Source organism: Halomonas alimentaria, from assembly GCF_009902005.1.
GTDB classification, from domain to species: Bacteria; Pseudomonadota; Gammaproteobacteria; order Pseudomonadales; family Halomonadaceae; genus Halomonas; species Halomonas alimentaria.
The window spans coordinates 919,228-937,183 of the sequence record NZ_WUTT01000001.1 but is presented as its reverse complement, the minus strand read 5'-3'; the positions used below and the strand labels follow the sequence as shown (position 1 = coordinate 937,183).

Sequence of the window (17,956 nt, the reverse complement as noted above, 5' to 3'; positions counted from 1 at the left end):
ATCCGTGCCCTCTCAGGGCTTTCGATCAGTACTCTTCAATGTCGGCGCGCCGGGGCTTCTGCAGCGGGCCCAGGGTGTCGAGGAAGGGCGACGAGCCGGTCTCGCTGCGGTAGAGCGAGAAGTCGACGGCCCGATCGCGGAAGCTCTTGAGCGGCTGGCCCAGTCCGCGCAGGCCGGTTTCGCGCTCGCGTCGCACGCGGTTCAGGTCCACCTCGATGGGCATGACCTCTTCGCCGGTGCCCGCCTGGTGGATGACGTCCCCGGAGGGGCCGACCACGATGGAGCGGCCGTTGCCGATGGCACCGGCACCGTTGATATCGAAGAAGTAGCACTGGTTGACCGCGGCATTGGTGCGCGCGATGGAGAGCTCGATATCGCGGTCGATGGTGTCGGTCATGGTCGGATGCAGGATCACCTCGGCACCCATGGCGGCGAGGGTGCGGGTGGTCTCCGGGAACCACATGTCATAACAGATCGAGACTCCGAAGCGCGCCACGTTGGGCACGTCGAAGACCACGAACTCACTGCCGCTCTCCACCCCCGCCTCATAGGGCCGGAAGGGGAACATCTTGCGGTAGCGGGCCACCACCTGGCCGTGAGGGTTGATCACCGACAGGGTATTGAAGATTCCATCGTCGGTCTGCTCGAACATCGAGCCCGGGATCAACCAGATGCGATGCTGCTCGGCGATCTGGCAGAACAGCTGCTCGGCATGGCTGGGGAACGGCTGGGCATGGTGTGGCGAGGCCCCCATGGGCATCAGCTCGCTGAACAGGACCATCTGCACCTGGGGAAAACGGCTCATCAGCACGTCGATCCGGTGACGCATGGCCTCGGTATTGTCGCCGTGGTGGAGAGCATGCATCTGCACCCCGGCAATGGTGAAGTAGGACATCGTCGTCTCTCTCGTCAGGCGATCCGGGTATTGCGTGGGCACTGCATCTCGTCCGGCTATTCGCGGTGCCGGATAGATCGCCCGGCCAGTGGGCTTTCGCCCACCCCATTAGTTACCAGCTTAGCCAGCAGTCGTCCAGCGCCCTTCAACGGTCTACTCGCGCAGAGGCACGGATTCAGCCGACAAAGTCGTCGCGGGAGAAGCCCGGAACGGGTCGCTTGACGCTTTTGGTGACGATATAGGTGAAGTAGCGCTCGATGCCGGCATCGCCGGTGAGCCAGGCGTCGATCAGGCGCTGATAGGCGTCGATGGAGTCGGCCTCGACCTTGATCAGGTAGTCGACGCCGCCGCCCACGGCGACGCACTCGGTGACCTCGGGGGTCTCCTGCACCAGTGCCTCGAAGCGGGCGAAACTCTCGGCGTTGTGGGCCTTGAGCTCGATCTGCACCCACACCGGGGTGCGCCGCACCAGCGCAGCGGCGTTGATGCGGGCGCTGTAGCCCTCGATGATGCCGGCCTTCTCAAGCCGGCGAACCCGCTCCCAGCAGGGGCTGACCGAGAGGTTGATCGCCTCGGCCAGCCTGGACTTGGTGATGCGGCCGTCATGGGAGAGGATCTCGAGGATCTTCAGGTCGTAGCGGTCGAGTTTCATGGTGATCCCGGCCGCCTTATCCCAGGGAGTCGACGATATCGGCGATCACCGCGATGGTGTCGCCCATGTTGACCAGCGCCGGATGGCGCCTTGCCGCCAGCACGCCGCCGCGCGCCGCGCGGTACTCCACCGGGGCAGTGCCGCTGCGTGTCATGTCGTAGACCCGGGCCACCACCTCGCCCTTCTCGACCCGCTCGCCCAGGGCGTGGCAGAGCTCCAGCACGCCGGAGTGTTCGCTCTGCACATAGCAGCTGGCATCGGGCATGTCGAGGTAGACCTGGGGCTCGTCGGGCATCTCCACCTCGCCCTGGAGCAGGCCGTAGTGGATCAGGAAGTTGCGCACGCCGCGCTCGGTGATGGACATGCTCTCCGGGGTGGAGGTGCCGCCGCCGCCAAGCTCGGTGGCCACGAAGATCTTGCCCTGGCTCTCCACCGCGGTGTCGAACAGCGCCGCCGCGTCGAGTTCGAACATCATCATGGCGTAGGGGGCGCCGAAGGCCTTGGCGCCCTCCAGGGCCTGGCGCTGCTGCTCCGGGTCGTCGAGCACATGGGAGGCGCCGAAGGGGATGATGTCCAGGGTACGCCCGCCGGAGTGCAGGTCGAGCACAACGTCGCACATCGGCACCATCACCCGGGTGAAGTAGTCGGCGATCTTCTCGGTCACGCTGCCGTCGGGGTCGCCGGGGAAGCTGCGGTTGAGGTTGCCGCCATCGAGCCCGGAGGTACGCTTGCCGGCCATCACCGCGGGGGTGTTCATGCAGGGCACGATGATCACCCGGCCCGTGACCTCCTCGGCCTTGAGCTCGCTCGACAGCTTGAGCAGCGAGGTGATGCCCTCGTACTCGTCGCCGTGGTTGCCGCCGGTGAGCAGCGCGGTGGGCCCCTCGCCGTTCCTGACCACGGTGACCGGGATCATCACCGCCCCCCAGGCGGAGTCGTCCACCGAGATGGGCAGCTTGAGAAAGCCGTGCTGGACGCCGTCGGCGTCGAAGTCGACGGTGGCGCTGATGGGGCTGGGACGCTTGGTCATGGTGTACCACTCCTTGTTCTGTGTTTGGCGGACAGCCGCTCGGGGCTTTACCGGCGATAGGCCTTCAGGGAGGCGCTGTGAACCCGTCCCTGGGCGCTACCGATGCCATCCCTGGCATAGGACCTCCCTTTCGGCCTATCCCCGGCGCCCCTCGCTTTGGTCACCGCCACTTTCTTTCAGCGCACGAATAGCTGGCGTGGGAAGTCGGCCAGGGTCTCGCAGCCGGTCTCGGTGATCAGGATGCTCTCGGTGATCTCAAGGCCCCAGTCGTCCTCCCACAGGCCGGGCATGAAGTGGAAGGTCATGCCGGGCTGCAGGATGGTCTCGTCGGAGGGGCGCAGGCTCATGGTGCGCTCACCCCAGTCCGGCGGGTAACTGATGCCGATGGGATAGCCGCAGCGGGCGCCGCCGCGGTCAAAGCCGTACTTGTCCATGGCCGCGCCCAGCGCCATGGCGATGTCCGCGGTTCGGTTGCCGGGCCTGGCCACCTCCAGGCCTCTCTCGATGCCCTCGAGCAGCGCCGACTCGGCGCGCACGAACTCCGCCGGCGGCTTGCCCAGGAACACCGTGCGCGACATTGGCGCATGGTAGCGCTTGTAGACCCCGGCGATCTCGAAGAAGGTGCCCTCGCCCTTGCGGAAGGGGGTGTCGTCCCAGGTCAGGTGGGGCGCGGCAGCGTCCTTGCCGGTGGGCAGCATCGGTACGATGGCCGGATAGTCGCCGCCGAACACCTGGCCGCGCTCGTCTCGCCACCCCTCGATCGCCACCCGGTAGATCTCCGAGACCAGCTTGCTCTTGGGCAGGCCGGGCTCGATCACCTCGAGGATCCGCGAGTGCATGCCCTCGACGATCTTCGCCGCCACCCGCATGTACTCGATCTCCTGGGGCGACTTGATCGCGCGGCACCAGTTGACCAGGGCGTTGGCGTCCATGAAGCGGGCGTGGGGCAGCTCGCGCAGCAGGCTCTGATAGGCCTTGGCCGAGAAGTAGTAGTTGTCCATCTCCATGCCGACCACGCCCTGGTGCCAGCCGCGATCGGGCATGATCGACTGGGCCAGGTACTCCATGGGGTGCATGTCGGGGTTCTGGACGTAATAGTCCGGGTAGTAGGTGATGTTGTCCGCATCGATCCAGCAGGTGCGCAACGCCCCGTTGGCATCCATGCGCCGGCCATACCACACCGGCTCACCCTCCAGACCGACCAGCACGCACTGGTGCACATAGAACGACCAGCCGTCATAGCCGGTGAGCCAGGCCATGTTGGAGGGGTCGCTGACGATCAGCACATCGATGCCCCGACTCGCCATCTCGGCGCGGACCTTCCACAGCCGGGTGGCATATTCCTCACGAGTGAAGGGCAGGTTTACCTGGGTCATTGGGCCACTCGCCAAAGCAACATCAAGAAAATGGCCCTCTCGACGAGGAGAAGGCCCGGGCCAGGGTCACGATCACTGTCGAATGCCTGAACGGGCCGCGGACCACGGGCCACTCAGTCGCACCAGGCAGTGGGGGAGGACCCCCATAGCGGGAGGTTACTGCCAACCCACGGTAGCCGGTCAAGCATTTCCTGATGTCAAAGATGCCAGTGTTACGGGCTTGTCCGCGAGACCCGGGCCCGGGATGATGGGTCCATCACGACCTCCGGGAGGAAACATGAAGGTACTGGTCCATATCGACGATGCCGAACGCTGGCAGGAAGCCCTCGCCGAGCGCCTGCCCGAGGCCGAGATCTTCACCAGTGCGGCGCCGGACGACAAGCGCCGCGAGGCCGACTACCTGGCGGCCTGGAAGCCCCCGGCGTCACTGCTGCGCGAACCCATGGCTCTCAAGGGGATAGTCAACCTGGGCGCCGGGGTGGATGCCCTGCTCAACAACCCCGGCCTGCCTGCCGGCGTGCCCATCGTCAAGCTGCGCGACGCCGGCATGGCGGAGCCCATCGGCGACTACGTGCGCTACGGCCTGCTGCACTTCCAGCGTGACTTCGACCGCTACCGGCGACAGCAGCGGGGCCGGGAGTGGCACGAACATGCCATGAGCGACAAGGCCGACTGGCCGGTGGGGGTGCTGGGACTGGGCGCCATCGGTTCCAGGGTGGCGTCGATGGTCGCCGCCGACGGCTTCCCGGTGCACGGCTGGAGCCGCTCGCCCAAGCACCTGGAGGGCATCACCTGCCACCACGGCGATGACGGCCTCGCGGCGCTGCTCGGCCGGGTGAAGAGCCTGGTGCTGCTGCTGCCCGACACCCCGGCCACCCGGCATATCATCGACGCCGTGGCCCTGGCCCGGCTTCCCGAGGGTGCCAGCCTGATCAACCCGGGGCGCGGCACCCTGATCGACGAGGCGGCCCTGCTCGATGCCCTCGGGGAGGGCGAGGCCGAGGGTCGGCTGCGCGGCGCCATTCTCGATGCCTTCCCCGAGGAACCGCTGCCCGAGGCAAGCCCCCTGTGGGCCCATCCGCGGGTGTGGGTGACCCCCCACATGGCCGGGCCGACCCCACTTGCGGCAGCACTGGACCAGGTAGCCGAGGCACTGCGCTCCTTCGAAGCCGGCGCGCCGCTGGACACGGTGGACCCCGCGGCCGGCTACTGAACAGGCTACACGGCAGGTCGCCGAAGCCCTAGGCTGAGAGGCGAGCCCCAACGACCCAAGGAGATGTGCGATGCCCACCCAGGTGAACTATGGCCCCGGCGACGCACTGCTCGTCGTGGACATGCAGAACGACTTCTGCGAAGGCGGTGCCCTGGCGGTAACCGGCGGCAACGCCCTGGTACCCGCAATCAATGCCGAGGTCACGGCAGCCCGCGCGGGTGGTGCATTGATCGTCGCCTCCCGGGACTGGCACCCGGTGGACCATGTGAGCTTCGCCCATCGCGGCGGCCCCTGGCCGGAGCACTGCGTGCAGGACACCCCGGGGGCGGCCTTCCATACCGACCTGGCGCTGGATGCCGACACCATCCGCGTCAGCAAGGCCTGCGCCTTCGATGCCGACGCCTACTCGGCCTTCGACGCTACGGGACTCGGCGGCTACCTGCGCAGCCGCGGCATCGAGCGGGTGATCGTCTGTGGCCTGGCACTGGATGTCTGTGTTCAGGCCACCGCCCTGGAGGCCCGCCGCGAGGGCTTCACCACCCTGCTGCTCGAACACCTGAGCGCCGCGGTGGTACCCGATGCGGTGGCCGAGGTGCGTGATGCGCTGAAGAGCGCCGGCGTCGAGGTGAGTGGCGAGGTATCCGCATGAGGCATCCCTCCTACGCCATCGCCGACGCGGACCTGGCGATGCTCACCGACCTCTACCAGCTCACCATGCTCCAGGCCTACTGGGTAGAGGGTCTGCAGGAGCGCGCCACCTTCAGCCTGTTCTATCGCCGCCTGCCCGCGACGCGACGCTTCATGCTCGCCTGTGGCCAGCAGTATGCGGCCGAGCTGGCCACGCGGCTGCACTTCAATGACGCCCACCTGGCCAGCCTCGCCGAGACCGGCCAGTTCCGTGACGACTTCCTCGCCTGGCTCGGCCAGTGGCGATTCACGGGGGATATCTGGACCCTTCCCGAAGGCACGCCGGTATTCGAGAACGAGCCCTTCATGGAGGTAGACGCGCCTCTCGCCGAGGCACAGCTGCTCGAGAGCCTGGTGATGAACCTGGTGCAGCTGGAGACGGTGATCGCCTCCAAGGCGGTGCGCGTGGTACTGGCGGCCGGCGACCGGCCGGTGATGGACTTCGGCCTGCGCCGCATGCACGGAATCGATGCCGCGGTGCGCGGAGTGCGTGCCTATCGCACCGCGGGCCTGGCCGGCACCAGCAACGTGCTCGGCGGGCTGCGCCACGAGATGCCGCTCTCCGGCACCATGGCCCACAGCTACATCCTTGCCCACGACGACGAGGAGGCTGCCTTCGCTGCCTTCGCCCGCCACTACCCAGGTACCACCCTGCTGGTAGATACCCACGACACCCTGGCCGGCGTGGCCAAGGTGATCGCCCTGATGGACGCAGACCCCGAGATACGCGTCGGCGCCATCCGCCTCGACTCCGGCGACCTGGGCACGCTGGCCCGGGAGGCCCGTACTAGGCTCGACGCGGCGGGATACCCGGAGGTGAGGATCGTCGCCAGCAGCGGCCTGGACGAGTGGAAGATCGCAGAGCTGGTCGCGGCCGGCGCGCCCATCGATGCCTTCGGCGTGGGCACCGAGATGGGCGTCTCCTCGGATGCACCGGTCATCGACCTCTCCTACAAGCTGGTGGAGTACGCCGGCACGCCGCGGCTCAAGCACTCGCCGGGCAAGATCAACCTGCCCTGCCGCAAGCAGCTCTACCGCCGGCAGGACGCCGAGGGCCGCTACGCCGGCGACATCATCGCCCTGCGCGACGAGCCCGGCATCGAGGGGGAGGCGCTGCTGCGTCCTCTGGTGCGCAGCGGCCAGGTGGCCGACGACGAGATGGCCCTCGCCGAGGGCGCCCGGGAGCGGGTTACCGCCGCCCTGCGCTGCATGCCGGAGTCCCTGCTGCGAATGGAGGCCGGCCACGCCGACTATCCGGTCGAGCTCTCCCCTGCCCTGGCACGCCTGCGCTCGAGCAGCTGACACCCGTGCCTGCCAAAGGCGGGGGAAATGTGGCATCGTCGGGTAATGGGGAACCTCCGGGCAGGCACTGGCCTCACACGTCTCGGGCCATGTCGGTCCACCCCGGTTCCCGCTACGGAGAGCGTCCATGCCCAAGCGAGCCCCTCTGTGGTCTCGGCCCAGTGGCCTGATGACCCGCCTCATGCCCTGGCTGCTTGCCTGCCTGCCACTGCTGGCCGTGGCCGATGCCCCGGCGGCGCCGGGTCCTGCCCAGCGCAGCGCCGAGAACCACGATGCCAGCGCCTCGATTGCGCCGCGCCCCTTCACGGCTCGCTATCGCCTGGAGGTCAAGGACTGGCCGGCGGCCTATATCGACCATCGGCTCTCCCACGAGGGCGACTACTGGGAAAGCCTGATGGAGACCGGCATCCGCATCGCCCGTGGCAGCGAACGCAGCCGGTTCCTGCTGAAGGATGAGGGCATCCAGGCCCTCTACTACGCCAGCGGCTATATGCTGCTGGGGGTGGGCGACAGCTACAGCCTCTCCGGCGACCGGCTGACACGCCTGCCGGATCGCCAGACGGCGCTCTTCGCACTCTCGCGACGCATCATCGACGGCGACTGTGCCACCAGCGTCTGCGATATCCGCTACCTGGATCACAAGGGGCGCGAGGAGGTGCTCAAAGCCCGGGCGCAGGGCCGCTCCCGGGTCACCCTGCCCGCAGGTACCTTCGTGGCGCTGACGGTGGAAGCCCGGGAGGCCGACAAGCCGAACCGCAGGCTGGTGTTCCGTTTCCACCCCGAGATCCCGGGCCTGCTGCTCGCGGTCGACTACCACCGTGACGGCGAACGCCGCAGCCACCTGACACTCAGTGAGCTGAGCCTGGCCGACTGATCCTGGCGAGTGCTCCCGACAAGCAGTTGGGCACCTCGCACCTGGCTGCTAGAGTAGCCGCTTTCGAGGCGCCGCCCCGGGGCGGCTACAGAGGGAAGGGAATCTCCATGCTGAGCGGCCTGCTGATCGTGCTGCTGCCCCTGGTGCTGGGTTACCTGGTACCGGTGCGTCACCCCACCGTGCTGGCGGTGATCAACCGGGGGGTCAATGCCTCGGTCTATCTTATCCTGCTGCTGATGGGATTCGGCCTGGCCGGCCTCGAGAACCTCGCCGGCCAGTTGTCGCGCATGGGCGGACAGGCCCTGACGCTGTTCCTGGTGACCTCGACCTGCAACCTGGCGGGGCTGTGGTGGCTGTCGCGCCGCCTGAGGCTCGCCGCCGACCCGGCGCGCGTGGTGCCCGGCGCCCCCACCAGCAAGCTCGCCGCCATGGCCGGCTCGCTGGCCCTGGTCGGAGTGGTGGTACTCGGCGTGGCGCTGGGACTGGCCGCCGGCCGGCTATCGGCGATACCGCTACACGCCATGGCCGAGACCCTTGCCGAGTGGGTGCTCTATGTCCTGCTGGCACTGATCGGCTGCCAGCTGCGCAACTCCGGCATGCCCCTGCGTCAGATCCTGCTCAATCATCACGGCCTGGCCATCGCCCTGACCCTGGCCGCCACCTCGCTGGTCGGCGGCCTGCTCGCCGCGCCGCTGCTCGAGTTGCGCTGGAACGAGGGGCTGGCCATGGCCGCCGGCTTCGGATGGTACTCGCTGTCGGGCATCCTGGTGGGCGATGCCCTGGGGCCTGCGCTGGGCGGTGTCGCCTTCTTCAACGACCTGACCCGTGAGCTGGTCGCCTTCGTGCTGATCCCGCTGGTGATCCGGCGACACGCGGCCCTGGCCATCGGTTACGGCGGTGCCACCTCCATGGACTTCACCCTGCCGGTGATCCAGCAGCATGGCGGGGTGGGCTGCGTACCGGTGGCAGTGGTCTCGGGCTTTCTGCTCTCGCTGCTCTCGCCGCCGCTGATCCTCTTCCTGCTGACACTGTGAATCGCCTCTTGCACGCCACTTGCACATTCGCTGACCATTGGCTGCATTCCCGGGGGCGACCCTGGCAGATCACCCTGCTCGCGGCGAGACGCTCATGCGCCTGACCCTGCCCCGCCCCGCCATCTCCCGGCTGGGCATCAAGCTGTTCGCGGTAATCCTGGTGGTCAATGTCGCCATCTCAGGCCTGGTCTTCCTGGCGGTATCGAGGAGCCTCGACCAGGGCTTCCTCGACTACCTGGACAAGACCCAGACCCAGCGCGCCGAAACCCTCGCCGCCGGGCTTGCCGAGGAGTGGTCGCAACGCGGCGACTGGCAGTGGCTGCGCGCCTCGCCCCGCGCCTGGCACCGCCTGGTCCGTCACCAGCTGTGGCCCGGCGCCGGGCCGGCACCGGTAGGCATCGAGCGCCAGCTCGGCGATCCCAAGGACTTCGTGCTCCACGACGCCGAGGGGTTGCCGGTGATCGGCCTGCCGCCCGATGATGACGAGGAGGCCGCCACCCTGCGCTGGCTGCCCATCGAGCATCAGGGCGAGCGGGTCGGTACCCTGGGCTACCGCCCGCCCGAGCAGCTGATGGCCCGCATGGAGCGGGTCTTCCTCTCCCGGCAACAGCGTAACCTGGGCATCATCATCGGCGCCCTGGGCCTGGCCTCGCTGCTGCTGGCCGGCGGCCTCTCCTGGTGGCTGGGACGACGCACCCGCGGCATGGCACTGGCCACCCGGCGCCTTACCGAAGGCGACTACGGCACACGCCTGCCGGAACGCGGCCGCGATGAACTGTCGCGACTCTCCCGCGACTTCAACGTGCTCGCTGCCACTCTCGAGGCGAGCCGCGAGGCGCGCAGTCGCTGGGTCTCGGACATCGCCCACGAGCTGCGCACCCCGCTGGCGGTACTGCGCGGGGAGATCGAGGCGATGCAGGACGGTATCCGCCCCCTGGATCACGAGAGCCTGCACTCACTTTCCCAGGAAGTGAAACAGCTCGAGCGCCTGGTCGCCGACCTCCGCCTGCTCTCCCAGAGCGATGCCGGCGCCCTGGAGGTCCAGCTGGCACCACTGAACCTGGCCGACAGCCTGCGCCAGCGCCTCGACGAGGCCAGCGGCTGGCTGGAGGACAGCGGCCTCACCCTGGAGTGCAGTGTTCCCGAGGCGGCCTGGATCCGCGGCGACGCCAGCCGCCTGCGACAGCTATGGAGCAACCTGCTGGACAACACCTGCGCCTATACACGCCCCCCCGGCCAGCTGCGTGTCAGCCTGGAGAGCACGGCCGACGGCATTCGGATCCTCTGGGATGACAGCGCCCCGGGGGTTCCAGCTGCCCAACTCTCGCGCCTCACCGAGCGGCTCTACCGGGTCGAGGGCTCGCGCAGCCGGGCCAGCGGCGGCAGTGGCCTGGGACTCTCCATCGCCACCGCTCTGGTCAAGGCCCACGGCGGTGAAATGACCGCTGCCGCCTCGCCGCTGGGTGGGTTACGCTGGATCCTGCGCTTCCCGCCACTCGATGACACCACGCTCAAGGAGGAGACCTCATGACCCAGGCCGAGCACCCCCAGCGCATCCTGATCGTCGAGGATGAACCCAAGATCGCCCGACTGGTAGCCGACTACCTGGCCGGCAGCGGCTTCGAACCCCACCACCTGGATCACGGCGACAGCGTGCTGCCGTGGCTGGAAGAGACGCGCCAGGCCGGGGAGGGGCCGGTGCTGGTGCTGCTCGACCTGATGCTGCCCGGCACCGACGGCCTCACCCTGTGCCGCGAGATGCGCCAGCGATGGCCGGCCCTGCCGGTGATCATGCTGACCGCCCGGGTCGAGGAGGTCGACCGCCTGCTGGGCCTCGAACTGGGTGCCGATGACTATATCTGCAAGCCGTTCAGCCCCCGGGAGGTGGTGGCCAGGGTCAAGGCGGTGCTGCGCCGCAGCCAGCTGGCCAACGAGCCCGATGCCGTCGGTAGCAATCTGGTGCTCGATGAGGATGGCTGGCGCGCCCTGGCCGACGGTCATGACCTGGGGCTCACCGCCGTGGAGTTCCAGCTGCTCAAGGTGATGATGCACGCCCCGGGGCGGATCTTCTCCCGTGACCAGCTGATGGACCACATGTACCGCGACCACCGCATCGTTTCCGAGCGCACCGTGGACAGCCACGTGAAGAAGCTGCGCAGGAAGATCGCCGAGACGTGGCCGGAGCGCGAGGTGATCCGCTCGGTCTACGGGGTCGGCTACAAGTACCAGCCCGAGGAGTGAACTGCACCACCTTTGCACCTTCGCTGCATGGCCCTTGCACGCCGGCCGCGCAAAGTGACAGTCGTCAATTCGAGAATCTCAGGAGTTTCCCCATGCAGACCCGACTCTCTCGCCGCATCCTTGCCCCCGCCCTGCTCGCCATGGCCATCGCCCCGCTGGCACTCACTGCCACTGCCGCACCGGGCGACGCCGAGCGTGCCGAGCAGCGCCAGCAATGGCAGGAGGCCCGCGCCGAACGTTACGCCGAGAAGCGTGCGGCCCTCTTCGAGCGCGCCGGCCTCGATGCAGAGACCCGCGAGGCGCTGGAAAACGCTCACCGCGAACATCGCCAGGCCATGGCCGAGCTGCGCGAGGAGCATCGTGACCGTATCGATGAGCTGCTCAGCGACGACCAGCAGGCCGCCCTCGACGAGGCTCGCCGCGAGATGCGCGAGGAGTACCGTACCGAGAAGCGCCAGAGCCACGCCAAGGCCCTGCAGCAGCGCATGACCGAGATGGTCGACGGCTGGGACCTCTCCGACGAGGAGCGCGAGGCCCTGGGTGAGCTGCGTCGGGCCCACTACGCCGACATGGCCGAGCTGCGCAACCGCGACTTCGACTCCCGCCAGGAGCGTCGCGAGGCGTACCAGGCGCTGCGCGACGAGCACCAGGCGGCGCTGGCCGAGCTGCTCAGCGAGGAGCAGATCGAGGAGATGCAGCAGGCCGCCCGCAAGGCCTATGGCAAGGCCGAAGGCAAAGGCAAGAACTGATTCTCCCGACCCCGGCCCCCATGGCAACGCCCGGTTCCGTGCCGGGCGTTGCTGTATATGGCCGCGCCGTCTCGGGCCTTGCCGTGCCTGGAAGAGGCCCCTGTGACATAAGTGGTCTTGCGGCATTGCAACACGTAGGCGTAACGTAACACCTCCTGCTCTTTAGCAAGCAAAGGAGTTGTCATGTCCCGCGCCTCCGATGGTTCCAGCTATCGTGTCCCGCTGCCCGGCAGCGCCCTGGTCGCCGCCTGGCGTCAGGGATACGGTCTTGCCGAGTTGCGTCGCGACCTGCTCGCCGGGCTGACCATCGGCATCGTCGCGGTACCCCTCTCCATGGCCCTGGCCATCGCCACCGGCGTGCCGCCCCAGCATGGCCTCTACACGGCCATCGTCGCCGGTGCCATCATCGCCCTCACCGGGGGCTCACGCTTCAACGTCTCCGGCCCGACCGCCGCCTTCGTGGTCATCCTGTTCCCCATCGTTGCCAACCACGGCATCGGTGGTCTGCTGATCGCCACCCTGATGGCCGGACTGATCCTGTTTGCCCTGGGACTCGCCCGCCTGGGCAGCCTGATCCAGTTCGTGCCCTATCCGGTGGTGCTGGGCTTTACCGCCGGTATCGCCGTGGTGATCGCGCTGCTGCAGCTGCCCGACTTCCTCGGCCTGGGGGTGGATCTGGGCGAGAACACCCTGGGCAATGCGGTCACCATCGCCCGGTCGGTGCCGGGACTCGACCCGGCGGAGCTGGGGATCGGCATGGTCACCCTGGCCACCCTGATCCTCTGGCCGCGCCTGCGCCTGCCGATTCCCGCACCCCTGGTGGGACTCGCCGTGGGCACCCTGGTGGCCCTGGCGGTCACTCCGCTGGGCATCGAGGTCGACACCATCGCCTCGCGCTTCAGCTGGAGCCTGGCGGGAGAAAGCGGCAGTGGCATTCCCCCCTTCGCTCCGAGCCTGACATTGCCCTGGCAACTGCCCGGCCCCGATGGCACGCCGCTTGCCGTGGACTTCGCGCTGATCCGTGAACTGCTGGGTCCGGCCCTGGCCATTGCCATGCTGGGAGCCATCGAGTCGCTGCTCTGCGCGGTGGTGGCCGACGGACTCACCCGCACCCGTCATGATCCCAACGCCGAGTTGCTGGGCCAGGGGCTCGGCAATATCGTCGCGCCCTTCTTCGGTGGCATCACCGCCACCGCGGCACTCGCACGCACCGCCACCAATATCCGCAGCGGCGCCTTCTCGCCCGTGGCCGCAGTGGTCCATGCCCTGGTGGTGCTGCTGGCGGTAGTGCTGCTGGCCGGCGTGCTGGCCCTGGTGCCCATGGCGGCACTCGCGGCCCTGCTGTTCATCATCGCCTGGAACATGAGCGAGGCTCGTCATTTCCTGCACACCCTGAAGAGTGCACCGCTCAGCGATGCCGCCATCCTGGTGATCTGCTTCGCACTGACGGTGATCTTCGACATGGTGCTGGCCGTGGCGGTAGGCATGGGCCTGGCGGCGGCGCTGTTCATCCGGCGCATGGCCGAGGTGACCCAGACCCGTCGTCTGGACGAGAAGGAGAGTGACGACCTGGGCGACCTGCCGCCCGGGATCGCGCTCTACGATATCGATGGTCCGCTGTTCTTCGGCGCCGCCGAGAAGGCCGTCTCCTCGCTACAGGTCGTCGACCCGGACATCCGTGTGATGCTGCTCGACATGCGCGACGTGCCGAGCCTGGATGCCACCGCCATCGTCGCCCTGCAGACCCTCGCCGAGGAGCTCCACGAGCGCCATATCGGCCTGGTGTTCGTCGGGCTGCCCGCGCGGCTGGTGCTCAAGCTGCGCCGTGCAGGGATTCGTCGTGAACCCGGCCGGCTGGCCGTGGTGGCAGACCAGGCTCGAGCCCTGCGCCTGGCCAGGCGCTGGCTGGCGACTCCCTCCGGAAACCTTGGATAGCTCTGCCGGTGAGCGGAGGCGACATCACGCGCCGCTCGCCTCACGGCTGAAGCACGCCAGCTGGGTCGGCTGGCCAAGGTGGGCGTGCATCTCGCCGACCCCGGAGAAGCGCACGCGGTAGCCGTTACGGCGCGCCACGCCCTGGCTCCAGTGCCGAAACCGCGCCCGATCCCACTCGAACTTGTGGTCCGGATCGCGGAACTCTCCCGGATCCATGTCGTAGAGCGGGTTGTACTCGTGGTTGGGGGTGGTCATCACCAGCAGCCGCGGCCGCAGACCGGCGAACACCGCGCGCTCGACCCGGGAGAGCGCCTCGGGCGGAACATGCTCGATGGTCTCCACCATGGCCGCGGCCTCGAAGCCGGCCAGCGACGGATGGGGATCGGCATAGGAGCCGCAGATCAGTTCGAGGCGCCCCGCCCGGGCGGCCGGCAGCGCCTCCAGGCGCAGCTTGGCCTGGGCCAGCAGTTCCCCGGAGAGCTCCAGGCCCACCACCCACTCGAACTGGGCGTCGCGCAGCAGGTACTGCAGCAGCCCGCCGGAGCCGCATCCCAGGTCGAGCACCCGGCGCGCACCGCTGGCACGGATCAGGGCGGCGACCTGCTGCAGCCGCTGCTGGTGGAGGTCGGGGGCTTCGAGGTCGATCATCGCCATGCTTTCTCCGCGAACTCCGGGCGGGAGATGATGACGCAAAGCGGCCGGGAGGTGTAGCGACGAGGCAAATAAAGTCGCGCGTCGCCTCGCGCCCTGGCCCCGATAGGCTTCAGCAACGATCACCGCCGCGCCCCCGACTACACTGAAGACCATCCCCCTACTCACGGAGCAAGAAGGCCATGAGTCATCGCTTCATCGAGGTCATCACCGACTTCCCTACCACCGAGGAGCAGTACGTTCTGCTAGTGCATCTCGATCAGATCGCGCAGATCCGCCCCGAGATCGAAGCGGAGAATGAACCGCGCCACGAGCCGGTGGCCGTGATCATCCTGACCAATGGCGAAATGCTGATCCTCAAGAACAGCTTCAAGAGCGTGGTCAAGCGGCTCACCGAGGCGAAGATGGTAATGCGGCCCTGACAGATGGCCGACCCTCACGGCCGGCCATCAGGTTGTCGTGCGAGACAGCAGCCCAGTGTGGCTCGCCTGGGGCCAGGGGCCCGAGAAGGCGCGATTGACCTCGCGCCCAGGGGCAGGGAACGTCCGTCCCTTGCGCTGTCAGCCCGTCATGTCGAGGACCACGCGCCCTTCGATCTGGCCATCGATCATGCGCTGGAAGATTTCATTGATGTTCTCCAGCTTGTCGGTTGCGATCGTGGACTTGACCTTGCCCTCGCCGGCGAAGTCCAGCGCTTCCTGCAGATCCTGGCGGGTTCCAACGATGGAGCCGCGTACGGTGATGCCGTTGAGGACGGTTTCGAAGATCGGCAGGGGGAAGTCGCCCGGCGGCAGGCCGTTGAGTACCAGGGTACCGCCGCGGCGCAGCATGCGCTGGGCCTGATCGAAGGCCTTGGGCGATACTGCCGTGACCAGTGCGCCATGGGCGCCGCCGATCTCGCGCTTCAGATAGTCAACCGGATCGATTTTCATGGCATTGACGGTCACTGTAGCCCCCAGCCGCTCTGCCAGCGCCAACTTGCCATCGTCGATATCGACTGCCGCTACGTTGAAGCCCATCGCATGAGCATATTGGACCGCCATATGGCCGAGGCCGCCGATACCTGATATCACCACCCACTGCCCCGGGCGGGCATCCGTCATCTTGAGCCCCTTGTAGACCGTCACTCCGGCACACAGCACGGGCGCGATCTCGAGGAAGTCGACGTTGTCGGGCAGGCGGCCAACGAAGCCGGCATCGGCCAAGGTGTAATCGGCGAAGCCGCCGTTCACCGAGTAACCGGTATTCTGCTGAGATTCACACAGGGTTTCCCAGCCTCCTAAACAGTGCTCACAATAGCCACAGGCCGAATAGAGCCAGGGCACCCCGACGCGGTCGCCCTCCTTGACATGTGTAACACCCTCACCTACTGCCACGATATGGCCAACCCCTTCATGTCCTGGAATAAAGGGCGGATTGGGCTTGACCGGCCAGTCACCGTGGGCGGCATGCAGGTCCGTGTGGCAAACGCCGGAGGCGGCCACCTTGACCAGGATTTCACCCTGCTGCGGCCGGGGTGTCGCGACCTCTTCGATGGCCAGCGGCTCACCGAACTTTCGCACCACGGCAGCTTTCATCGTGTTATCCATTGTATATCTCCTCGATTGGCGGGCAGCCTGACGCTGCACCTTTGCTTCATGCTCGCCAGGGGAAGCAAGTGAAGCGATGCAACCGCTCTTCTTGGCGTTGGGGGGCCGCTCAGAAAAACAACCGAGCGGCCAGAGGCTTCAGAAGAAGCCCATCGGATTGATGTCGTAGCTGACCAGCAGGTTCTTGGTCTGCTGGTAGTGCTCGAGGGCCACCTTGTGGGTCTCGCGACCGACACCGGACTTCTTGTAGCCGCCGAAGGCGGCGTGGGCCGGATACTGGTGATAGCAGTTGGTCCACACCCGGCCGGCCTGGATCCCACGTCCCATGCGGAAGGCGACATTGATATCGCGGCTCCACACCCCGGCGCCCAGGCCGAACTCGGTGTCGTTGGCGATGGCCAGCGCCTCAGCCTCGTCCTTGAAGGTGGTCACGGCGACAACCGGGCCGAAGATCTCCTCCTGGAAGACGCGCATCTTGTTGTGGCCCTTGAGCAGGGTCGGCTGAATATAGAAGCCCTTGTCGATGCTCGGATCCAGGCTCTCCTTGTTGCCACCGGTGAGGAACTCGGCGCCCTCCTCCCGGGCGATCTCCATGTAGGACATGATCTTGTCGAACTGCTCCTGGGAGGCCTGAGCGCCGACCTGGACATCGGTATCCAGCGGGTTGCCGCGGGTGATCTGACCCACCTTCTCCATGACCTTGGCCATGAAGGCGTCGTACATCGACTCCTGGATCAACGCCCGGGATGGACAGGTACACACCTCGCCCTGGTTGAAGAAGGCCAGTACCAGGCCCTCGGCGGCCTTGTCGATGAACTCCGGCTCGGCGTTCATGATGTCGGCAAAGTAGATATTCGGCGACTTGCCGCCCAGCTCTACCGTGGAGGGTATGATGTTGTCGGCGGCACACTTGAGGATATGCGCGCCCACCGGGGTGGAGCCGGTAAAGGCGATCTTGGCGATACGCTTGCTGGTGGCCAGTGCCTGGCCGGCCTCGGCGCCATAGCCGTTGACGATGTTGACCACGCCCGGGGGCAGCAGATCACCGATGACCTCCATCAGCTTGAGAATCGAGGCCGGCGTCTGCTCGGCGGGCTTGAGCACCACACAGTTGCCCGCGGCCAGCGCCGGTGCCAGCTTCCAGACACCCATCAGCAGCGGGAAGTTCCAGGGGATGATCTGGCCCACCACGCCCAGCGGCTCATGAAAGTGATAGGCCACGGTATTGGCATCGATATCGGCGGCGGTACCTTCCTGGGCACGAATACAGCCGGCGAAGTAGCGGAAGTGATCGACAGCCAGCGGCAGGTCGGCGTTGAGGGTCTCGCGTACCGCCTTGCCGTTGTCCCAGGTCTCGGCCACGGCGAGCATCTCGAGGTTCTGCTCCATGCGCTCGGCGATCCTGAGCAGGATATTGGAGCGCTCGGCGGCGGAGGTCTTGCCCCAGGCCGGGGCAGCGGCGTGGGCGGCATCCAGCGCCTTGTCGATGTCCTCGGCACTCGAGCGCGGGATCTCGCAGAACACCTCGCCGTTGACCGGGCTGACGTTGTCGAAGTACTGGCCCTTCACCGGCGGCACGAACTCTCCGCCGATGTAGTTGCCGTAGCGTTTCTCGAAGGCGATGACGGCACCGGATTCACCGGGATTGGCGTAGATCATGGCTTGGCTCCTGAAATTGTCGTTATAGAGGCTGTGCACTGTCAGTCTTGGTCGTAAGCGCAATCTGCG

17 protein-coding genes are annotated in these 17,956 nt (G+C 67.2%); 10 read left to right on the top strand and 7 right to left on the bottom strand.

The genetic code is table 11. The features are described 5' to 3' along the window. Positions 1-25 precede the first annotated feature (25 nt). The 4 genes from GRB96_RS04505 to doeA all read right to left on the bottom strand — a co-directional run bounded on the left by GRB96_RS04505 (position 26) and on the right by doeA (position 3,953). Complete coding sequence (locus GRB96_RS04505) at positions 26-895, bottom strand: carbon-nitrogen hydrolase family protein (protein ID WP_161430902.1); 870 nt, start codon at positions 893-895, stop codon at positions 26-28. Between the two features lie 175 nt (positions 896-1,070). Next, positions 1,071-1,547 carry an Lrp/AsnC family transcriptional regulator gene (locus GRB96_RS04500; RefSeq protein WP_161430900.1) on the bottom strand — a complete coding sequence of 159 codons (477 nt, stop codon included), beginning with the start codon at positions 1,545-1,547 and terminating at the stop codon, positions 1,071-1,073. A 16-nt stretch (positions 1,548-1,563) separates the two neighbouring features. Then, positions 1,564-2,577: a N(2)-acetyl-L-2,4-diaminobutanoate deacetylase DoeB gene (gene doeB / locus GRB96_RS04495; protein ID WP_161430898.1), complete on the bottom strand. Its 1,014-nt coding sequence runs from the start codon at positions 2,575-2,577 to the stop codon at positions 1,564-1,566. A 176-nt stretch (positions 2,578-2,753) separates the two neighbouring features. Next, positions 2,754-3,953, bottom strand: coding sequence for an ectoine hydrolase DoeA (gene doeA / locus GRB96_RS04490; RefSeq protein ID WP_161430896.1), 1,200 nt, complete (start codon positions 3,951-3,953; stop codon positions 2,754-2,756). Between the two features lie 277 nt (positions 3,954-4,230). On the opposite strand from doeA, the gene GRB96_RS04485 reads away from it, so the two are divergent. The 9 genes from GRB96_RS04485 (at position 4,231) to dauA (ending at position 13,988) form a co-directional block, all read left to right on the top strand. Then, the gene (locus tag GRB96_RS04485) at positions 4,231-5,166 is read left to right on the top strand and encodes a 2-hydroxyacid dehydrogenase (protein ID WP_161430894.1); all 936 of its coding nucleotides are present in this window, start codon (positions 4,231-4,233) and stop codon (positions 5,164-5,166) included. 70 nt (positions 5,167-5,236) lie between these two features. Next, positions 5,237-5,815 carry a nicotinamidase gene (locus GRB96_RS04480; protein ID WP_161430892.1) on the top strand — a complete coding sequence of 193 codons (579 nt, stop codon included), beginning with the start codon at positions 5,237-5,239 and terminating at the stop codon, positions 5,813-5,815. After that, positions 5,812-7,155, top strand: a complete 1,344-nt coding sequence (locus tag GRB96_RS04475; protein ID WP_161430890.1) for a nicotinate phosphoribosyltransferase — start codon at positions 5,812-5,814, stop codon at positions 7,153-7,155. The genes GRB96_RS04480 and GRB96_RS04475 overlap by 4 nt, the downstream gene beginning before the upstream one ends. A 127-nt stretch (positions 7,156-7,282) precedes the next feature. Further along, positions 7,283-8,029, top strand: coding sequence for a hypothetical protein (locus GRB96_RS04470; protein ID WP_240894122.1), 747 nt, complete (start codon positions 7,283-7,285; stop codon positions 8,027-8,029). Between the two features lie 107 nt (positions 8,030-8,136). Continuing rightward, a complete protein-coding gene (locus tag GRB96_RS04465) occupies positions 8,137-9,063 on the top strand; it encodes a LysO family transporter (protein ID WP_161430888.1) in 927 nt (308 codons plus the stop codon). A 94-nt stretch (positions 9,064-9,157) separates the two neighbouring features. Next, entirely contained in the window at positions 9,158-10,594 is a 1,437-nt protein-coding gene (locus GRB96_RS04460) for an ATP-binding protein (RefSeq protein ID WP_161430885.1), read from the top strand. Beyond that, positions 10,591-11,304, top strand: coding sequence for a response regulator (locus tag GRB96_RS04455; protein ID WP_161430884.1), 714 nt, complete (start codon positions 10,591-10,593; stop codon positions 11,302-11,304). Before GRB96_RS04460 ends, GRB96_RS04455 begins: the two co-directional genes overlap by 4 nt. 92 nt (positions 11,305-11,396) lie before the next feature. Next, complete coding sequence (locus tag GRB96_RS15565; RefSeq protein ID WP_205743487.1) at positions 11,397-12,053, top strand: hypothetical protein; 657 nt, start codon at positions 11,397-11,399, stop codon at positions 12,051-12,053. A 183-nt stretch (positions 12,054-12,236) separates the two neighbouring features. Next, positions 12,237-13,988: a C4-dicarboxylic acid transporter DauA gene (dauA, locus tag GRB96_RS04445; protein ID WP_161430882.1), complete on the top strand. Its 1,752-nt coding sequence runs from the start codon at positions 12,237-12,239 to the stop codon at positions 13,986-13,988. A gap of 24 nt (positions 13,989-14,012) precedes the next feature. Here dauA and GRB96_RS04440 read toward each other — a convergent pair whose 3' ends face one another. Beyond that, on the bottom strand, positions 14,013-14,642 hold the full coding sequence (locus GRB96_RS04440) for a methyltransferase domain-containing protein (protein ID WP_232913384.1): 630 nt from the start codon (positions 14,640-14,642) through the stop codon (positions 14,013-14,015). A 179-nt stretch (positions 14,643-14,821) separates the two neighbouring features. On the opposite strand from GRB96_RS04440, the gene GRB96_RS04435 reads away from it, so the two are divergent. After that, entirely contained in the window at positions 14,822-15,061 is a 240-nt protein-coding gene (locus GRB96_RS04435) for a hypothetical protein (protein WP_133482701.1), read from the top strand. A 138-nt stretch (positions 15,062-15,199) separates the two neighbouring features. Here the strand turns inward: GRB96_RS04435 and adhP are convergent, their stop codons facing one another. Continuing rightward, positions 15,200-16,228: an alcohol dehydrogenase AdhP gene (adhP, locus tag GRB96_RS04430; RefSeq protein WP_205743486.1), complete on the bottom strand. Its 1,029-nt coding sequence runs from the start codon at positions 16,226-16,228 to the stop codon at positions 15,200-15,202. Positions 16,229-16,366: 138 nt separating this feature from the next. Next, a complete protein-coding gene (gene exaC / locus GRB96_RS04425; protein ID WP_161430880.1) occupies positions 16,367-17,887 on the bottom strand; it encodes an acetaldehyde dehydrogenase ExaC in 1,521 nt (506 codons plus the stop codon). Between the last annotated feature and the right edge of the window lie 69 nt (positions 17,888-17,956).